This is a genomic window from Paraburkholderia phosphatilytica, assembly GCF_003443895.1.
Taxonomy (GTDB): domain Bacteria; phylum Pseudomonadota; class Gammaproteobacteria; order Burkholderiales; family Burkholderiaceae; genus Paraburkholderia; species Paraburkholderia phosphatilytica.
Window position 1 is genome coordinate 21,054 of the sequence record NZ_QQOA01000056.1, and the last position, 16,987, is coordinate 38,040.

Below are 16,987 nucleotides of genomic sequence, written 5' to 3' on the forward strand. Positions count from 1 at the left end.
GCGTCATCATCGGCAAATTCGAGGTTCGAAAAAATCAGCGATAATCGAAACGACATATCGGTTTTTACGAACTGAAAAAAGCTATGCTCAACTATCGCCATCTCTACTATTTCTGGATTGTCGTGAAGGAAGGCGGCTTCGCGCGCGCGGCGGACCGGCTCGACATGGCGGTGCAGACCATCAGCGCGCAGGTGCGCGAGCTGGAACGGTCGATCGGGCGGCAGTTGCTGAAGCCGGCCGGACGCGGTGTGACGATGACGGAAGCCGGCGAAGCGGCGTACAGCCGCGCGGAGCAGATCTTCCATCTCGGCGAGACCTTGCTCGACGAGATGCGCGATACGGAAGGCGAGCGCGCCACGCGCCTCGCGATCGGCCTGTCGGACGGCATCTCGAAGCTCGCCGCGCACGCGCTGCTCGCGCCGGTGTTGGACACGCCGTCGCTGCGATTGCTGTGCCACGAGGGAGAGCATGATGAACTGCTGTCGGAGCTCGCGCTGCATCGGCTCGATCTCGTGCTCGCGTGCCGGCCCGCGCCGCACGACGCGGATCTGCGGCTCGTCAGCGAGCGGCTCGTCGCTTCGCCGGTGGACTGGTACGGGCCAGTCGAACTGGTACGCAAGTCGGCCCGCGAGCACTTTCCCGCGTGTCTCGCGGAGTTGCCGGTACTGTTGCCCACCGCGCACGGCGCGCTGCGCGCGCGGCTCGACCGCTGGTTCGAGTCGGTGGGTATCCGTCCGCGCATTGCCGGCGAATTCGAAGACAGCGCGCTGATGGCGGTGTTCGCGGCGCGCGGCCTCGGCGTGTTTCCGCTCGCGGAACTGGGCGCCGAGGACCTGGCGCTGCTACGAGGTCTGCGCCTGCTGGGCCGCGCGGAAGGCGTGGCCGACGAGATCCACGCGATCCGCTCGCGGCGCGGTCAGCATCACGCGCTCGCATCGCAGGTGGTGGCCGCGGCGCGCGGTTGAGCCCGGAGCGGTCGATTTGCACTAGACCCCGAAGGCGGCGTCCATGCGGTCAGCACGGCCGCGAGCGTCGCGATTTCACCGTCGGCCAGATAGTCGTCCGCGGCCGCGACGGCCAGACACAGGCGGATGGTCTTGTGGCGCAGCGCCGGGTCGTCGATTTCGGCGAGCAGCGTGTCGAGCGTCACGCGGTCGATGTGGCCGGCCATCGGCGCGGAGGGCGCGTGCGCAATCGAGCGGTCCTCGCACAGCGTCTGCACGACGGCCGCGAACGCTGCGGGTTCGAGTCCGAGCTCGCGGTGAAGGTCCAGTTTCTCGAGCGCCTGCTCTTCGCTGCGGCCGACGTGCCCGTCGGCGATCAGCACGAGCGCGACGATGCGCGCGGCCGCTTCAGGGCTGTTGCGGGGGTAGCTTCGCATGGTGACGTTCCTTGGGCGGCGCGGGCCGCGTAGTTGACGAGCACCCAGTTTCGGGTACCGGTGCCGCAGGAAAAACCAGCGAATCTGGAAGTGATGGTTCGGGAAAACCGAACCATCTGGCGCGAACCTCCGCCGAGGCGGCGGATCTCCATACCGCTAAACTGCACGACCCTCCAACTTGGCTAGACAATAACACTACGACGCCAAAGCAAGCGCCGATCAGCGTCCTCACCACGGTCGAATCACGCGTGAATGCCTCTCCAGCGACGCCAGCCAGGGATCGCTCAAATCGCTGGAATCCCCACAAAACAGGGCTAAGAGCGGGAAGAAAGCAACCCGGAAACCCATCAGACACCCCATCCAAGGGATTACCCCAGGATCGCCGCTTTCCTTCGAATTCCGCTTGCAGCTTCTTTTTGAGTATGCAATCTTGTCTATACAAGATCACTGTCACGTCGGCGGTTCGCCGGCCCGTTTCCCACTCGAAGGGGTATGAGAATGAAGCTGAAGTGCACGATGTTGGCGAAGGTATGGATCGGCACCCTGCTGGCGGGCGCATTGCTCGCCAGCGGCGCGCAGGCGAAGGAATGGAAGACCGTCACGATCGCGACGGAAGGCGCGTACGCGCCGTGGAATCTCACGCTGCCGGGCGGCAAGCTGGGCGGCTTCGAACCCGAGCTGATCGCCAATCTGTGCACGCGCGCGCAGCTGCAGTGCAATCTCGTCGCGCAGGATTGGGACGGCATGATTCCCGGCCTGCAGGCGGGCAAGTTCGACGTATTGATGGACGTGATCTCGATTACGCCGGAGCGCGAGAAGATCATCGCGTTCTCGCATCCGTACGCGGCCACGCCTGCCACGTTCGCGGTCTCCAACGCGAAAGTGCTGCCGAAGTCGTCGCCCAGCGCGCCGGCCGTCAACCTGACCGGCGACCCGAAGACCGACCAGGCCACGGTGGACGCGCTGCGCAAGCAGCTGAAAGGCCGCACGATCGGCATCCAGTCGGGCACGGTCTACACGAAGTTCATCGAAGACAGCTTCAAGGACGTCGCGACGATCCGCGACTACAAGACGGCCCAGGAGCGTGATCTCGATCTGGTGAACGGCCGCATCGATGCGTCGTTCGATGACGAAACGTACTTCCTGTCCAGCTCCACGGACAAATCGATCTTCATCGCCGGCCCGAAGATCGGCGGCCCGATCTGGGGCCCGGGTGAAGGCCTCGCGTTCCGCAAGCAGGACGCCGACCTGAAAGCGAAATTCGACACCGCGCTGACCGCCGCCATCGCCGATGGCACGGTGAAGAAGCTGTCGGAGAAGTGGTTCAAGACCAACGTCGCGCCTTGAATGTACGCAACACAGTGATGGCGCCGCTGCCGCGAATCACGTAAGCGCGGTAGCGGTAGCAACAGCAGCAACTGTGGCAACGAGCAGTAGAACCGCAGAGCAACGTAGCGAGGAGCGGCGAATGGCCAGTTTCGAAATGTTCGGTTTCGGGCCGGACGGATGGGGCAGCGCACTGCTGCTGGGCGCACTGATGACGGTCGTGCTGACGATCGCCGCGCTCGCCGTCGGTGCGGTGTTCGGCGCGCTCGTCGCGGCGGCGAAGCTGTCGCGTCTGCGTATCCTGCGTGTGATCGGCGACCTCTACACGACGGTCTTTCGCGGCGTGCCCGAACTGCTCGTGATCTATCTGTTCTATTTCGGCGGCTCGACGCTCGTGTCCACGATCGGTCAATGGTTCGGCGCGGACGGCTTTATCGGCGTGCCGCCGTTCTTGATCGGCGCGCTCGCGGTCGGCATGATCTCCGGCTCGTATCAGGCCGAGGTTTACCGCGCAGCGGTGCTGGCGGTGTCGCGCGGCGAGCTCGAAGCCGCGCGCGCGATCGGCATGTCGACCTTCGTCGCCGCGCGCCGCATCCTGCTTCCGCAGGTGATCCGCTTCGCGTTGCCGGGCATCGGCAACGTGTGGCAGATGAGCCTCAAAGACTCGGCGCTGATCTCGGTCACCGGGCTCGCCGAGCTGATGCGCACGAGCCAGGTGGCCGCGGGTTCGACCCATCAATACTTCGGCTTCTTCATCGCCGGCGGTGTGCTGTACCTCGTGATGACGGGCATTTCGAACCGGATCTTCGGCAAGGCGGAAGCGGTGGTCGGGCGTTCGTTCAAGCGCAATTTCGCGCGCAACTGATACGCGTATCTGACACGCGCATTTGCCACGCACAAGGAGACCGATCCATGCCCGTCGATTTCGACTTTCTACTCGATACGCTGCGCCAGCTGATGGCAGCCGTCCCCACCACGCTCGCGCTGTTCTTCGCATCGCTGGTGCTGGGCGGACTGCTCTCGCTCGTGATCGTCACGATGCGCGTCTCGCCGTACTGGCTGCCGAACCGCTTCGCGCGCGTCTACATCCTGGTGTTCCGCGGCTCGCCGCTGTTGATCCAGATGTTCCTGATCTACTACGGGCTCGGGCAGTTCGGCGTGATCCGCGACAGCTTCCTGTGGCCGGTGCTGCGCGAACCCTATGTGTGCGCGGTGCTGTCGCTCGCATTCTGTACCGCCGGCTATACCGCGGAAATCATTCGCGGCGGCCTGATGGCGGTGCCGGCGGGGCAGATCGAAGCCGGCTATTCGATCGGCCTGTCGGGCTTCGCGCTGCTGCGGCGCGTGATCGGCCCGATCACGCTGCGCCTCGTGCTGCCCGCGTATTCGACCGAAGCCGTGCTGCTCGTCAAATCGACCGCGCTCGCGAGTCTCGTCACCGTATGGGAAGTGACGGGTGTCGCGCAGCAGATCATTCACCAGACGTACCGCACGACGGAAGTGTTCGCGTGCGCCGCGCTGATCTATCTGTGCCTCAATTTCGCCATCGTGCGTGCGCTCGGTTTCGTCGAGACGCGGCTGTCGCGTCACCTGCGTCCCGCGCCTGTGCCGGCAACGAAGACGCCGGCCACCGCCGAAGCCCGCCGCGCCGCATCCTGACCGGCCGCCCATCCACGGAGAACCCCGCATGAACGCATCCGCACCCATCGCCCTGTCGGTCAGGAACATCCAGAAGTCCTTCGGCGACCATCATGTGCTGAAGGGCATCTCGCTCGACGCGCACGAAGGCGACGTCATTTCGATTCTCGGCGCGAGCGGCTCGGGCAAGAGCACGTTTCTGCGCTGCCTGAATCTGCTGGAGACGCCCGACGACGGGTCGGTCTCGCTCGCGGGCGAAGAGATGAAGATGAAGCGCCGCAGCGACGGGAAGCTGCATCCCGCGGACCGCAGGCAGGTGGACCGTATGCGCTCGCGCTTCGGCATGGTGTTCCAGAACTTCAATCTGTGGTCGCACATGACGGTGCTGGACAACGTGATCGAAGGGCCGATCCGCGTGCTTAAGCGCAGCCGCGCCGAAGCCGTCGAACAGGCCGAGGCGCTGCTCGCGAAAGTGGGCCTCGCCGAAAAGCGCGGCCACTACCCTGCGCACCTGTCGGGTGGCCAGCAGCAGCGTGTCGCGATTGCCCGCGCGCTCGCGATGGATCCGAAGGTGATGCTGTTCGACGAACCGACGTCGGCGCTCGATCCGGAACTGGTGGGCGAAGTGCTGCGCGTGATGCGCTCGCTCGCCGACGACGGCCGCACGATGCTCGTGGTCACGCACGAGATGGGCTTCGCGCGCCACGTATCGAACCGCGTGATGTTCCTGCACGAAGGCCGCGTGGATTGCGACGGCACGCCCGCCGAAGTATTCGGCGAACTGAAGTCCGAGCGCTTCCGCCAGTTCGTGTCGAGCCATCAGGATCGCAGCGCGCACTGAACCCACCACGCTTTCATCGATGAGCCCCGCCATGACCGTCACCCGTACACATCGTCCGCTCGACTGGCGCGAGGTCGCGGCGGTGGCTGCCGGCGCGCGCTTCGAGCTGTCCGCCGACGCGCAGTCGAACATTGCCGCGGCGCGCGCGCTGGTCGAACAGATCGTCGCGCGCGGCATTCGCGCTTATGGCGTGAATACCGGCGTCGGCGCGCTGTGCGATGTGGTGGTGTCGCAGGCCGAGCAGCGCGATCTGTCGCACAACATCCTGATGAGCCACGCGGTGGGCGTCGGCGCGCCGCTGGGGCGTGAAGAGACGCGCGCGATCATCACCGCGGCGATCAACAACTTCGCGCACGGGCATTCGGGCGTGCGCGTCGAAGTCGTGCGGACGCTGACTGCGCTGCTCGAAGCGGATTATCTGCCGGAAGTGCCGGCGTTCGGTTCGGTCGGCTATCTGAGTCATATGGCGCACATCGCGCTCGTCTGCATCGGCGCGGGTCATGTGCGTTGCAACGGCGAGCGCATGAGCGGCGCCGAAGCGTTGCAGCGGCTCGGCCTCGAACCGTTGTCGCTCGAAGCGAAGGAAGGCTTGAGCCTCGTGAACGGCACGCCGTGCGTGACGGGACTCGCGGCGCTCGCGCTGGCGCGTGCCGAGCGGCTGCTCGACTGGGCCGATGCGGTCGCGGCGATGAGCTTCGAAAATCTGCGCGGACAATGCGATGCGTTCGATGCGGAGTCGCTCGCGTTCCGCGTGTCGCCTGGGCTGATGCAGGTCGGTGCGCGTCTGCGCGCGGCGCTGGCCGGCAGTGGCATTCTTGCCGCGTCGGTCGGACGACGCACGCAGGACCCGCTCAGCATGCGCACGATTCCGCACGTGCACGGCGCCGCGCGCGACGCGCTCGCGGCAACGGCGGAAGTGGTGAATCGCGAGCTCGCGTCGGTCACGGACAACCCGATCGTCGCGGGTACGCTGGACGCGCCGCGCGTGTATTCGCAGGCGCATGCGGTCGGGGCATCGATCGCGCTCGCGATGGACAGCATCGCCGTGACGATCGCGCAGGTGGCCGCGATGGCCGAGCGCCGTATGGACCGTCTCGTGAATCCGCTGGTGAGCGGCTTGCCCGCGTTTCTCGCCGAAACGGGCGGCACGCGCTCGGGCTTCATGATCGCGCAGTACACGGCCGCGTCGCTCGTCGCGCAGAACCGGCGCATCGCCGCGCCCGCGAGCCTGGATGGCGGCGTGACGTCGGGGCTGCAGGAAGATCACCTGTGTCACGCCACGCCCGCCGCGCTCAAGGCGCTCGAAATCATCGACAACAGCGCGCGCATTCTCGGCATCGAATTGCTCGCCGCGACCCAGGCGTATGATCTGCAACCAGCCGCGCTGGAGCGCGCGCCGTACACGGAAAGCTTGCGCGCGAAGGTACGCAGCGTGCTTCCGATCTATCGAGACGACCGGCCGCTCGCGAACGATATGGCGTTCGCATTCCGGATGATCGCCGACGGTGCGCCGCCGCCTTTGCCGGGTCCGGTCGCGCAGCAGGAAGGCGCGGATGGCCTTGCGCATGCAACGCCGCTGTCCGCAGTGCCGCTTTCGCAGACCGCACCAGCGAACGATGCGTCGACGGCAGCGCACTTTGCAGCATTTGGACGTTGATGCCGGCGGTGCAGATTTCCGCCGGGCCTCGACCACAGAGACCGTCGAGGCCTTCGAGATCGAACACAGGATGAACATGAGCGCACACGCGGAGACGACAGACGTACGGGAGGCCACGCCGCCACGCAAAGTGCTGCCGGCTTACGAGCAGATCAAGCGCTTCGTGCTGGAGCGCGTGAACGACGGCACGTGGAAGCCTGGCGACGTGATTCCATCCGAAACCGAGCTGGTCAAGGAATTCGGCGTGGCGCGCATGACGGTGTCGCGCGCGTTGCGCGAGCTCACGTCCGATGGCGTGCTCACCCGCGTGCAGGGCTCGGGCACCTTCGTCGCGCCGCGCCAGTACGAATCGACCGTGCTCGAAGTGCGCAACATCGCTGACGAAATCGCGGCGCGCGGACATCGCCATACCGCGCACGTGCTGAAGCTCGAACGCAGCGACGATCCGCAGGCCGTCGAAGCGCTCGGGCTTGCGAAGGGTGACGTGTTCCATTCTTGCATCGTGCACAGCGAAGAGGGCGAGCCGATCCAGTACGAGCATCGCTATGTCAACCCGCGTCTGTTTCCCGACTATCTGCAGCAGGATTTCACGCGGGAAACGCCGAACCACTACATGGTGCGGCTCGCGCCGATCCAGCGCGCGGAGTTCCGCATCTACGCGCAAAAGCCTGACGCGTACGTGCGCCGTCATCTGGCGATGGAAATCGGCGAACCGTGCCTGATGATGTGGCGGCGCACGTGGGTCGGCGAGCAGATCGCGACGTCGGTGCAGCTGTGGCATCCGGCGTCGCGCTTTCATCTGGTTGGGAAAGTTTGACCTGGCGCGTCAAGTCCCCTGATACAACGCGGTGATCTGATCGGCAGTCAACGCGCCGCGATAGATGCGGAACTCGTCGATCGAGCCGCTGAAGTACGGGTCGGCGGAATACTGCGAACGGCCGATCCAGTTCTGCGCGGTCGGTCCCACGCGCCATGGCGCGAACACCACGTTGCTGGCGCTGCCGATCACTCCGCCGTTCAGATACAGCGTCGCGGACGTTCCCGATAGCGTGACCGCGACGTGCGCCCATTGTCCCGTCGGCAGCGCGATATTGCCGTTGATGCCGAGCTCGCCATGACCGCCATTGGTCGTGATCGCGAAGCGCATCACGCCGCTCGAATTCTTCGGCGTGAGGAACAGATAGCGCCCGGTGCCCGAACCGAAATCGAAGATGCGCGCCCACGGTTTGCCGCCGTTGCCGTTCCAGTTGACCCATGCGGCGATCGTGAAATCCGATACGTCGGCGACGATGCTGTCCGGCAGGCTCACGTAACCGGTCGAGCCGTCGAACGACACCGCGTTGCCGATCTTGCCCGCGACATGCGTGACGCCGCCGTTCAACGTGCCGGTGTGACCGTTGCCGGTGGCGTCCGCGGCGGTCGTGCCGCTCGATTCGTCGAACGCGAGGTCCGTGTGCAGCTGCACCGTGGTGACCGCGACCGCTTCCGCCGAATTCGCGGTTTCGCCCGACGATGTCTGCGCGCTCACCACGTAGTACCAGGTGCCGGCCGCAGGCGTATCGGTGCAGGTGAGCGGGTCGGCGATACCGCTCGCGATCGTCGTGTACGGACCGCCCGAAGCGGCCGCGCGCTTCACGTTGTAGCTCGTGCCGTTCGCGACGCCCCACCACGACAGCACGACCTGTCCTGCGGCCGGCCACGCGGTGAGTCCGCTCGGCGCGCTCGCGGGCGTGGCGGCGTCGCGCGTGCACGTGAGCGTGCCGTAGCCGAGCTGATCGTAGCCGCCGCTCGTCGAACCGTAGTTGCCGCCGCCGCCTTCGGGCTGAACGGCCTGCGCGAACTGTGTCGACCACGGCGCGGCGAGTCCCCGGCGATTGACGTAGTGGTTGTAGACGAGCGCCCAGCACGGCCGGATCGTGCCCTGCGAATTCGTCGAGAAGACCGTCTGCGACACGTCGACGTTCGTGTAGGTCACATACGGCACCGTCAGATACGTGCCGTCGGCCTGCACGAGATTCGCCTTCGCCACGTATTCGGCGCCAGCGAGAAAGCGGTTGTTGTCCCAGCCGTACAGATCGATGCCCTGATTCCACGCCATTTCGCAGATCGCGCCGCCGAGCGTGATGCCGAGCGTGTTGTGCCCCTGGTCGCGGCCGGTCTCCTGCCACTGCCCGAGATTGCCCGGGTGCACGTAGTACACGGCCTGCGCGATCGCGCCGTTGCCGGGTCCGTCGAGGAAGTAGTTCACGGCGGCGTCGAACATCGAATGGTCGTCGCACAGCACGCCGATCGCCATCATCGATGCGATGTTGCACAGGTCCCAGTTGGCCCAGTAGTGCGTGATGTCCGTGTTGTTGTGCCGGTTCAGGAAGTCGACGTTGATCGGATAGAAGATGCCGCTCATCATCGTCTGGAACGCGGCGAAGTCAGCCGATGCCCAGCCGGCGTAACCGCGCATGATCTCTCCGGCGTTCGCGAACTCGTAGCCGTAGATGCCTGCCGCCAGATCGACGTTCGAGTCGCCGCCGAGCCGCTGCAAGGTCGACGACCACGCGTTCATGATCTGCACGGCCTTGTCGGCGTAAGCGGTATCGCCGGTGATCTTCCAGCGCAGCGCGCATGCGTAGGTTGCCGCGATGTCGTTGTAGAGCTGCGGGTAGTTCTGCGTGCCGCTGCCGCCGCGATCGATCTCGACAGCGGGGCGCGCCTTGTACGACAGGCTCGCGTGGCTGTTGTTAATCAGCACGTTCCAGTCGGCGTACCAGGGCGACGCCTGCGCGGCGACTTTCTGCGCCATCCGGTCGAAGTCGGCCTGGGTGTGCAGCAAGCCGGGGTGCACGAACGCGCCGCTCGTGCTGATCGCGGTCTGTCCCGTCGCGACCTGTGCGAGCGTCACGCTTTGCGCATCCGATACCGCTTTGGCGCTTGCCTTCGTGCTGCTTGACGCGGCGTCCGCGGAACCCGCGGTGCCGCCGCAGGCCGACAGCACCAGCGCGCCGAGGCTGTAGAGAAAGCTCCGTCTCGAAACGCCCGAATCCCATTCGTTGTTGTTGTTCGTGTCGCTCATGTTCGTTGCCCTGAATGAACCGTGGATGGATGACAGCTGATGTGGCGTCCGCGATGCGCAAACGTTTGCGCATCGAAACGAATGACGAGCACCACTCGCGGCGTTGCCGACCATGTTTACGGCAGGAAAGAGTTCGCGGGTAGCGAATCTGCCGTCAGGAGCGGCGGAAAATCAGGTAAGGAATGACTGACTCGATGCGCGACGCGTGATGCACGCAGTCGGCGGAGGGATTCATCGGCGCTGCATGTTTTGCCTCGCGATCGTTCATAATATGGCATACCAAATTCATGGAGCCTGCGCGAGGCGAGCAGTTACGCCTCGGCATCTGATCCGCGACGACCTATGTCCATTCTGAAAATCGAGCGCACCACCAAGACGCTGCGCGAACTCACGCTCGAAAAACTCCGCGGTGCGATCGTGCAGGGCTACTTCCGTCCCGGCGACCGGCTCGTCGAACGCACGCTATGCGACGAGCTCGGCGTGAGCCGTACGGTAGTGCGCGAGGTGCTGCGTCATCTGGAGACCGAAGGGCTCGTCGAGATCGTCGCGAACCAGGGGCCGATCGTCGCGCGTCTCGACCCTGAGCAGGTGCAGGAAATCTACGAACTGCGCGGGCTGCTCGAAGCGTATGCCGCGCGCGCGTGCGCGGAGCAATCCACGCCCGAGCTCGTCAAGCAACTGCGCAAGATCCGCAAGATGATCGAAGACGCGTTCGCGAAGCGCGATCTGGCGCGCGTGCTCGAGCAGACCGAAGTCTTCTACGACGCGATGTTCGAATGCGCGCGCAAGACGGTCACGCTCACGGTGGTGCGCTCGCTCAACGCGCGCATCAACCAGCTGCGCGCGCTGACGATCGCGACGCCCGGCCGCAGCGACGAGTCGAACCGCGAGATGAACAAGCTGCTCGACGCGATCGAGCGGGGCGATGGCGAGGCGGCAGCGGCCGCGTCGTCCGCGCATATTCGCCGCACGTCCGAACTCGCGCTCGCGGTGCTCGCCGAACAGCAGGCGAAAGAGGCCTGAGCGGCCCGGCCTTCGGGCCTTCCAGCCTTAAGCCGTTGCTTTCTCTACGGGACCCGTTCGTGGTCCCGTTTTCATTTCCCTGACGCCTGCCCCTGCGCTGCTATTCGCAGACATATTATGGTATTCCATAATATTGATCACTCGAAGCGTGCCATAAGATGGCATACCATAATCTCATCGAACGGCATTGGGCGTTCGCCGCGCCCGCAAGGAGAGCTGATATGAAGCTGGAAGTGCGCAAGGTGGTCACGTATATCGAAGACACGCTGATCGAAGGCGGCAAGCCTGCCGCTCAGCCGCTCAAGCTGTTCGCCGCCGCCGCGGTGCTGCGTAATCCGTGGGCAGGCCGCGGTTTCGTCGAAGACCTGAAGCCCGAAATTCACGCGCTCGCGCCGCAACTCGGCGAACTGCTGACCGGCGAGATCCTGCGCATCGCCGGTTCGGGCGAAGCGGTCGAGGGCTACGGCAAGGCCGCGATCGTCGGCACGTCGGGCGAAGTGGAGCACGCGTCCGCGCTGATCCACACGCTGCGCTTCGGCAACAAGTACCGCACGGCGGTTGGCGCGAAGAGCTACCTCGCTTTCACCAACGTGCGCGGCGGCCCGAACTGCCCGATCTCGATTCCGCTGATGCACAAGCACGACGAAGGTATGCGCTCGCACTACCTGACCGTGCAGTTTTCGATCGTCGATGCTCCGGCGCCCGATGAAATCGTGATCGCGCTCGGCGCATCGATCGGTGGCCGTCCACATCACCGCATCGGCGACCGGTATCAGGATCTGAAGGAGCTGGAAGCCAATGACGCCTGAACTCGCGTCCGCTTCGGCGAGTGCCGGTGGCATCGCAGCCGGCACCTGCTACAGCGTCTACACGCCCAGCGCCGGCAAGCCGGCCGAAACCGTCGTGCTGATTCACGGCGTCGGGATGAACCAGAGCGTGTGGGCGCCGCAGATCGCAGCGTTGACGAACCGTTACCGCGTCGTCGTGTACGACATGCTCGGCCACGGCGGCAGCGCGCTGCCTTCCGCGCAGCCGTCGCTCGGCGAATACGCGGCGCAGCTCGCGAAACTGCTCGATGCGCTCGATCTGACCACGGCGCACGTGATCGGTCATTCGATGGGCGCGCTCGTCGCGCTCGAATTCGCGCTGACGTACCCGGCGCGTACGCTGAGCGTGGTCGCGCTGAACGCGGTGTATGACCGCACGCCGGAGCAGCGCGCGGCGGTGTTGAACCGCGCCGCGACGCTCGATGCGAGTTCCGCGGTGGCAGGTGTCGATGCGACGCTCGCGCGCTGGTTCGGCGATCCGATTCCCGCGCATCTGACCGAAGCGGCGCGCGCGGTGCGCTCGCTGCTGGTCTCGGTCGATCCGGTCGGCTACGCGCGCACCTATCAGCTGTTCGCGAGTTCGGACGATGCGCACGTGGGCCGTCTCGCGCAGCTCGCCGTGCCGGCGCTGTTCCTCACCGGCGAATGCGATCCGAATTCGAGCCCGCACATGTCGCACGCGATGGCCGCGGTCGCGCCGTTCGGCCGCGCCGAAGTGATCGCGAAGGAACGGCACATGATGAACGTCACCGAGCCCGCACTCGTCAACGAACGTCTGCTGGCCTTTTTGAACGACGCGCAACGCGCGGTGCCCGAATCGCAGCGGGCATCCCGGCAGGAGGCGGCAAGATGAGCGAAGCAACCCCTTTCGATCCCGTGGGATTTCGCCGCGCGCTCGGCGCGTTCGTGACCGGCGTCACGGTGGTCACGACGATCCAGGCCGACGGCACGCCGCGCGGCTTCACCGCGAACTCGTTCACGTCGGTGTCGCTCGATCCGCCGTTGGTTCTCGTGTGCATCGCGAAGACCGCATCGAGCTACGCGACGTTTTCGCAGACCACGCATTTCGCCGTGAGCGTGCTCGCGGAAGACCAGAAGTCCGTGTCGGGCGTGTTCGCGTCGAAGGCCGCCGACAAGTTCGCGCAGGTCGCGTGGCAGGCGCGCGCGACGGGCGCGCCGGTGATCGAGGCCGCCGCCGCGAGCTTCGACTGCACGACGCACGAAGTGGTCGATGCGGGCGACCACATCATCCTGATTGGCCGCGTCGTCGATTTCCTGCATACCAGCGCAACGCCGCTCGGCTACTGCCGCGGCGCGTACGTGAACTTCAGTCTGTCGCAGGATGCGCTGGCCGCAGCCGGACAGCGCGCGCAGGTCGGCGCGATCCTCGAAACGCCGCAGGGCATCGTGCTGCTCGATACGCCCGAGGGTCTGCAACTGCCGCGTGCCGCGCGGCTCGAGCCCGCGAGCGATGCGGGCAGCCTGCAAGGCATGCTCGCCGCGCTCGGCCTCACCGCGCATCTCGACTTCCTGTTCGCGGTCTTCGAAGGGCACAGCCCAGGACAACCCGCGCAGCCGCAGGGCGCGGGCGTGCAGATCTACTACCGCGGCCGCGCATCGGTGAGCGACCCGGCGAACGACACCGCGAAGCATCCGGCGCATCTGCGTCTTGTGCCGCTCGACCAGATCGCAGCGAGCGACGTGCGCGACAGCGCCGTGCGTTCGATGCTGCAGCGCTACGTGAAGGAGCGCAGCGAGGACACGTTCGGCATCTACATCGGCGATCACGAGGCGGGCACCGTTCAGCCGCTCGCGCTCGCGCACTGACCGTCTTCGATCGATTCCGGCCGCGCGCGGCCGACCCATTCAGGGAAGAGGAAACGCCATGAAGTTTTCGTTGTTTCTGCACATGGAGCGGTACGACACCAGCACGACGCACCGCGAACTGTTCGACCAGCTGACCGAGCTCGTGCAGATCGCCGAGCGCGGCGGTTTCGAAACCGCGTGGATCGGCGAGCACCATGCGATGGAGTTCACGATCGCGCCGAACCCGTTCGTCAATCTCGCGTATCTCGCCGCGAAGACCGAGCGCATCCGCCTGGGCACCGGCACCGTGATCGCGCCGTTCTGGCATCCGATCGCGCTCGCCGGCGAAGCCGGCATGGTCGACGTGGCGAGCAACGGCCGGCTCGATCTCGGCATTGCGCGCGGCGCGTACTCGTTCGAATACGAGCGCCTGCTGCCCGGACTCGATGCGATGGGCGCCGGCGCGCGGATGCGCGAACTCGTGCCCGCGCTGCGCAAGCTGTTCGAAGGCGACTACGCGCACGAAGGCGAATTCTGGTCGTGGCCGAAATCGACGCCGGTGCCGCGTCCGGTGCAGCAGCCGGTGCCGCCGATGTGGCTCGCCGCGCGCGATCCGAATTCGCACGCGTTCGCGGTCGCGAACGGCTGCAACGTGCAGGTCACGTCGCTGGCTGCCGGCGATACCGAAGTGTTCAGCCTGATGGAGCGTTTCAACGCGGCGTGCAAGGCGCACCCCGAAGTGCCGCGCCCGCAGGTGATGATGCTGATGCACACGTTCGTCGGTGCGGACGCCGCCGAAGTGGACGCCGCCGTCGAAGATCTCGCGATCTTCTATCGCTACTTCAGCAAGTGGTTCAAGAACGAGCGCCCGATCGATCAAGGCTTCATCGAGCCGCTGACGGATGCCGACGTCGAAATGTTCCCGCAGTACTCGCCCGACAACATCCGCAAGAACCTCGTGATCGGCCAGCCCGCCGACGTGATCGCGCGCCTCAAGCAGTACGAGGAACTCGGCTACGACCAGTACAGCTTCTGGCTCGACAGCCATATGAGCTTCGAGCGCAAGCGCAAGTCGCTCGAGCTGTTCATCGCCGACGTGATGCCCGCGTTCGCGGCGCGTTGAGCCTGGGGGGCAGAAGACCCCAAGCAATGGCAACTGCAACGAATCGGAGTAGCTGACATGGTCCAGCGGTTCCAGCAGTACATCGATGGCGCGTTCGAAGACGGCAGTACGTCGTTCGACAGCGTCGATCCCGCGACCGGCGAGGTGTGGGCATCGATGCCGGCCGCGAGCGCGGCGGACATCGACCGCGCGGTGCAGGCCGCGCATCGCGCGCTGTTCGACCCGGCGTGGGCGAATCTCACCGCGAGCCAGCGCGGCAAGCTGCTGTACAAGCTCGCCGAACTCGTCGCGGAGCATGCGCCGAAACTCGCGCAGCTCGAAACCCAGGATACCGGCAAGATCATCCGCGAGACGCGCAGCCAGATCGGCTACGTGGCCGAGTACTACCGCTACTACGCGGGCGTCGCCGACAAGATCCAGGGTGCGTGGCTGCCGGTCGATAAACCCGATATGGAAGTGACGCTGCGCCGCGAACCGGTTGGCGTGGTGGCGGCCGTCGTGCCGTGGAATTCGCAGCTGTTCCTCTCCGCGGTGAAACTCGGTCCCGCACTCGCGGCCGGTTGCACGGTGGTGCTGAAGGCATCGGAAGACGGTCCCGCGCCGCTGCTCGAATTCGCGCGGCTCGTGCATGAGGCCGGCTTTCCGGCGGGCGTGGTCAACATCGTGACCGGCTTCGGTCAGGACTGCGGCCGCACGCTGACGAGCCATCCGCTCGTGTCGAAAATCGCGTTCACTGGTGGGCCGGAAACGGCGCGCCACGTGGTGCGTAATTCGGCCGAGAACCTCGCGGCCACGTCGCTCGAACTGGGCGGCAAGTCGCCGGTGCTCGTGTTCGACGACGCCGATCTCGACAGCACCGCAAATGCGGTCGTAGCCGGCATCTTCGCCGCGACCGGGCAGAGCTGCGTGGCGGGTTCGCGCCTCGTCGTACAGCGTGGCATTCACGCCGCGCTGCTCGAGCGGCTGGTGGCGAAGGCCGCGACGATCCGCATCGGCAATCCGCAGAACGTGGACACCGAAATGGGTCCGCTCGCGACGAAGCGTCAGCTCGAACATATTCAGCGCGTGCTGCAAGCAAGCGTCGAGGCGGGCGGCAAGGTCGTGACCGGCGGCCGCGTACCGCAGGCCGGTTCGCGCGAAGGCGTGCCGGCGGGCGGCTTCTTCTTCGAGCCGACCATCGTCGACTGTCCGCATGCGCAGGTGCCGAGCGTCGTCGAAGAGCTGTTCGGACCGGTGCTGAGCGTGGTCACGTTCGATACCGAAGCGGACGCGATCCGTCTCGCGAACGACACCCGCTACGGGCTCGCATCGGGTGTCTTCACGCGCAGCCTCACGCGCGCGCATCGCGTCACGCGTGCGCTGCGCGCGGGCATCGTCTGGGTCAACACGTATCGCGCGGTGTCGCCGATCGTGCCGTTCGGCGGCTACGGCTTGAGCGGCCTCGGCCGTGAAGGCGGGCTCGACGCGGTGCTCGACTACACGCGCACGAAGTCCGTCTGGATCCGCACCTCCGACGAACCGATCGCCGATCCGTTCGTGATGCGCTGACGCGCCCGTCCTTAGCCAACCGGAGTCCGCATGTTCTACGAAATCCGCACGTATCGCATCAAGACCGGCGCCGTGCCCGCTTACCTGAAGCTCGTCGAGGAAGAAGGGATCGCGCTGCAGAAGCGCTATCTCGGCGATCTGATCGGCTACTTCTTCTCGGAGATCGGCCCGTTGAACGAGATCGTGCACATCTGGGCGTATCCGAGTCTCGACGAACGCGAACGCCGCCGCGCGGCGCTCGCACAAGACCCGGCCTGGATCGAATTCGCGCCAAAGATCCAGGCGCTGATGGAAGAGATGCAGAACAAGATCATGAAGCCCGCGCGCTTCTCGCCACTCACCTGACCGAAGCGACGACGCGGGCCGACCACAGCCGTACCGTTACCACACAAGCAAACTGGAGGAAGACATGAGCAGCAGATGGACCCTGTATATCGCGCCGCTGATCGCCGTGTGCGCGGCGACCGTGGCGTCGGCGCCGGCCGCGTACGCCGCCGACCCGATCGTGTTTACCAGCTGGGGCGGCACGACGCAGTCGTCGCAGCAGAAGGACTGGGCGCAGCCGTTCACGCAGCAGACTGGCGTCAACGTGATGATGGATGGCCCCACCGACTACGGCAAGCTGAAGGCGATGGTGGACAGCGGCAATGTGAACTGGGACGTGGTCGACGTGGAAGGCGATTTCGCGTTCGCCGCGGAGAAGGCGGGGCTGGTCGAGCCGATCGATTATTCCGTCGTGAACAAGAGCGA

General features: G+C 65.7%; 16 protein-coding genes and 1 pseudogene. 15 read left to right on the plus strand and 2 right to left on the minus strand.

Annotation, left to right across the window (positions count from 1 at the left end; translation table 11 throughout):
• Positions 1-83 precede the first annotated feature (83 nt).
• The gene (locus tag DVS29_RS33670; protein ID WP_118185114.1) at positions 84-965 is read left to right on the plus strand and encodes a LysR family transcriptional regulator; all 882 of its coding nucleotides are present in this window, start codon (positions 84-86) and stop codon (positions 963-965) included.
• On the opposite strand, the gene DVS29_RS33675 is transcribed toward DVS29_RS33670, so the two are convergent.
• Positions 923-1,381 carry a TerB family tellurite resistance protein gene (locus DVS29_RS33675; protein ID WP_118185116.1) on the minus strand — a complete coding sequence of 153 codons (459 nt, stop codon included), beginning with the start codon at positions 1,379-1,381 and terminating at the stop codon, positions 923-925. The genes DVS29_RS33670 and DVS29_RS33675 overlap by 43 nt on opposite strands.
• A 498-nt stretch (positions 1,382-1,879) precedes the next feature.
• On the opposite strand from DVS29_RS33675, the gene DVS29_RS33680 reads away from it, so the two are divergent.
• The 6 genes from DVS29_RS33680 to hutC all read left to right on the plus strand — a co-directional run bounded on the left by DVS29_RS33680 (position 1,880) and on the right by hutC (position 7,660).
• Positions 1,880-2,728: a transporter substrate-binding domain-containing protein gene (locus DVS29_RS33680; protein WP_118185117.1), complete on the plus strand. Its 849-nt coding sequence runs from the start codon at positions 1,880-1,882 to the stop codon at positions 2,726-2,728.
• A gap of 121 nt (positions 2,729-2,849) precedes the next feature.
• Positions 2,850-3,572 (plus strand): ABC transporter permease, encoded by a 723-nt coding sequence (locus DVS29_RS33685; RefSeq protein WP_118185119.1) that lies wholly within the window; start codon positions 2,850-2,852, stop codon positions 3,570-3,572.
• A gap of 47 nt (positions 3,573-3,619) precedes the next feature.
• Complete coding sequence (locus DVS29_RS33690) at positions 3,620-4,366, plus strand: ABC transporter permease (protein ID WP_118185121.1); 747 nt, start codon at positions 3,620-3,622, stop codon at positions 4,364-4,366.
• Between the two features lie 28 nt (positions 4,367-4,394).
• On the plus strand, positions 4,395-5,186 hold the full coding sequence (locus tag DVS29_RS33695; protein WP_118185124.1) for an ABC transporter ATP-binding protein: 792 nt from the start codon (positions 4,395-4,397) through the stop codon (positions 5,184-5,186).
• A gap of 31 nt (positions 5,187-5,217) precedes the next feature.
• On the plus strand, positions 5,218-6,843 hold the full coding sequence (locus DVS29_RS33700; protein ID WP_118185126.1) for an HAL/PAL/TAL family ammonia-lyase: 1,626 nt from the start codon (positions 5,218-5,220) through the stop codon (positions 6,841-6,843).
• A 70-nt stretch (positions 6,844-6,913) separates the two neighbouring features.
• The gene (gene hutC, locus DVS29_RS33705; protein ID WP_118185127.1) at positions 6,914-7,660 is read left to right on the plus strand and encodes a histidine utilization repressor; all 747 of its coding nucleotides are present in this window, start codon (positions 6,914-6,916) and stop codon (positions 7,658-7,660) included.
• 9 nt (positions 7,661-7,669) lie between these two features.
• Here the strand turns inward: hutC and DVS29_RS33710 are convergent, their stop codons facing one another.
• Positions 7,670-9,910: a LamG-like jellyroll fold domain-containing protein gene (locus DVS29_RS33710; RefSeq protein ID WP_118185129.1), complete on the minus strand. Its 2,241-nt coding sequence runs from the start codon at positions 9,908-9,910 to the stop codon at positions 7,670-7,672.
• 342 nt (positions 9,911-10,252) lie between these two features.
• Here DVS29_RS33710 and DVS29_RS33715 point away from each other — a divergent pair, with 342 nt between their 5' ends.
• From DVS29_RS33715 to DVS29_RS33750, 8 genes and pseudogenes are all read left to right on the plus strand, one after another.
• On the plus strand, positions 10,253-10,933 hold the full coding sequence (locus DVS29_RS33715; RefSeq protein ID WP_118185131.1) for a GntR family transcriptional regulator: 681 nt from the start codon (positions 10,253-10,255) through the stop codon (positions 10,931-10,933).
• A 221-nt stretch (positions 10,934-11,154) separates the two neighbouring features.
• Positions 11,155-11,742: an amino acid synthesis family protein gene (locus tag DVS29_RS33720; RefSeq protein WP_118185133.1), complete on the plus strand. Its 588-nt coding sequence runs from the start codon at positions 11,155-11,157 to the stop codon at positions 11,740-11,742.
• Complete coding sequence (locus DVS29_RS33725; protein ID WP_118185135.1) at positions 11,732-12,613, plus strand: alpha/beta fold hydrolase; 882 nt, start codon at positions 11,732-11,734, stop codon at positions 12,611-12,613. The genes DVS29_RS33720 and DVS29_RS33725 overlap by 11 nt, the downstream gene beginning before the upstream one ends.
• Entirely contained in the window at positions 12,610-13,587 is a 978-nt protein-coding gene (locus DVS29_RS33730; protein WP_118185137.1) for a flavin reductase family protein, read from the plus strand. The genes DVS29_RS33725 and DVS29_RS33730 overlap by 4 nt, the downstream gene beginning before the upstream one ends.
• 58 nt (positions 13,588-13,645) lie before the next feature.
• Entirely contained in the window at positions 13,646-14,689 is a 1,044-nt protein-coding gene (locus DVS29_RS33735; protein ID WP_118185139.1) for an LLM class flavin-dependent oxidoreductase, read from the plus strand.
• A 57-nt stretch (positions 14,690-14,746) separates the two neighbouring features.
• Positions 14,747-16,237, plus strand: a complete 1,491-nt coding sequence (locus DVS29_RS33740) for an aldehyde dehydrogenase (protein ID WP_118185141.1) — start codon at positions 14,747-14,749, stop codon at positions 16,235-16,237.
• Between the two features lie 30 nt (positions 16,238-16,267).
• Positions 16,268-16,582, plus strand: coding sequence for an NIPSNAP family protein (locus DVS29_RS33745; protein ID WP_118185143.1), 315 nt, complete (start codon positions 16,268-16,270; stop codon positions 16,580-16,582).
• A 64-nt stretch (positions 16,583-16,646) separates the two neighbouring features.
• Positions 16,647-16,987: pseudogene (locus DVS29_RS33750) on the plus strand (ABC transporter substrate-binding protein); the annotation flags it as partial.

Bases quoted from the DNA above. Each gene is read 5' to 3' on its own strand.
- DVS29_RS33670 (WP_118185114.1), top strand. From the start codon at position 84: ATGCTCAACTATCGCCATCTCTACTATTTCTGGATTGTCGTGAAGGAA.
- DVS29_RS33675 (WP_118185116.1), bottom strand. From the start codon at position 1,381: ATGCGAAGCTACCCCCGCAACAGCCCTGAAGCGGCCGCGCGCATCGTC.
- DVS29_RS33680 (WP_118185117.1), top strand. From the start codon at position 1,880: ATGAAGCTGAAGTGCACGATGTTGGCGAAGGTATGGATCGGCACCCTG.
- DVS29_RS33685 (WP_118185119.1), top strand. From the start codon at position 2,850: ATGGCCAGTTTCGAAATGTTCGGTTTCGGGCCGGACGGATGGGGCAGC.
- DVS29_RS33690 (WP_118185121.1), top strand. From the start codon at position 3,620: ATGCCCGTCGATTTCGACTTTCTACTCGATACGCTGCGCCAGCTGATG.
- DVS29_RS33695 (WP_118185124.1), top strand. From the start codon at position 4,395: ATGAACGCATCCGCACCCATCGCCCTGTCGGTCAGGAACATCCAGAAG.
- DVS29_RS33700 (WP_118185126.1), top strand. From the start codon at position 5,218: ATGACCGTCACCCGTACACATCGTCCGCTCGACTGGCGCGAGGTCGCG.
- hutC (WP_118185127.1), top strand. From the start codon at position 6,914: ATGAACATGAGCGCACACGCGGAGACGACAGACGTACGGGAGGCCACG.
- DVS29_RS33710 (WP_118185129.1), bottom strand. From the start codon at position 9,910: ATGAGCGACACGAACAACAACAACGAATGGGATTCGGGCGTTTCGAGA.
- DVS29_RS33715 (WP_118185131.1), top strand. From the start codon at position 10,253: ATGTCCATTCTGAAAATCGAGCGCACCACCAAGACGCTGCGCGAACTC.
- DVS29_RS33720 (WP_118185133.1), top strand. From the start codon at position 11,155: ATGAAGCTGGAAGTGCGCAAGGTGGTCACGTATATCGAAGACACGCTG.
- DVS29_RS33725 (WP_118185135.1), top strand. From the start codon at position 11,732: ATGACGCCTGAACTCGCGTCCGCTTCGGCGAGTGCCGGTGGCATCGCA.
- DVS29_RS33730 (WP_118185137.1), top strand. From the start codon at position 12,610: ATGAGCGAAGCAACCCCTTTCGATCCCGTGGGATTTCGCCGCGCGCTC.
- DVS29_RS33735 (WP_118185139.1), top strand. From the start codon at position 13,646: ATGAAGTTTTCGTTGTTTCTGCACATGGAGCGGTACGACACCAGCACG.
- DVS29_RS33740 (WP_118185141.1), top strand. From the start codon at position 14,747: ATGGTCCAGCGGTTCCAGCAGTACATCGATGGCGCGTTCGAAGACGGC.
- DVS29_RS33745 (WP_118185143.1), top strand. From the start codon at position 16,268: ATGTTCTACGAAATCCGCACGTATCGCATCAAGACCGGCGCCGTGCCC.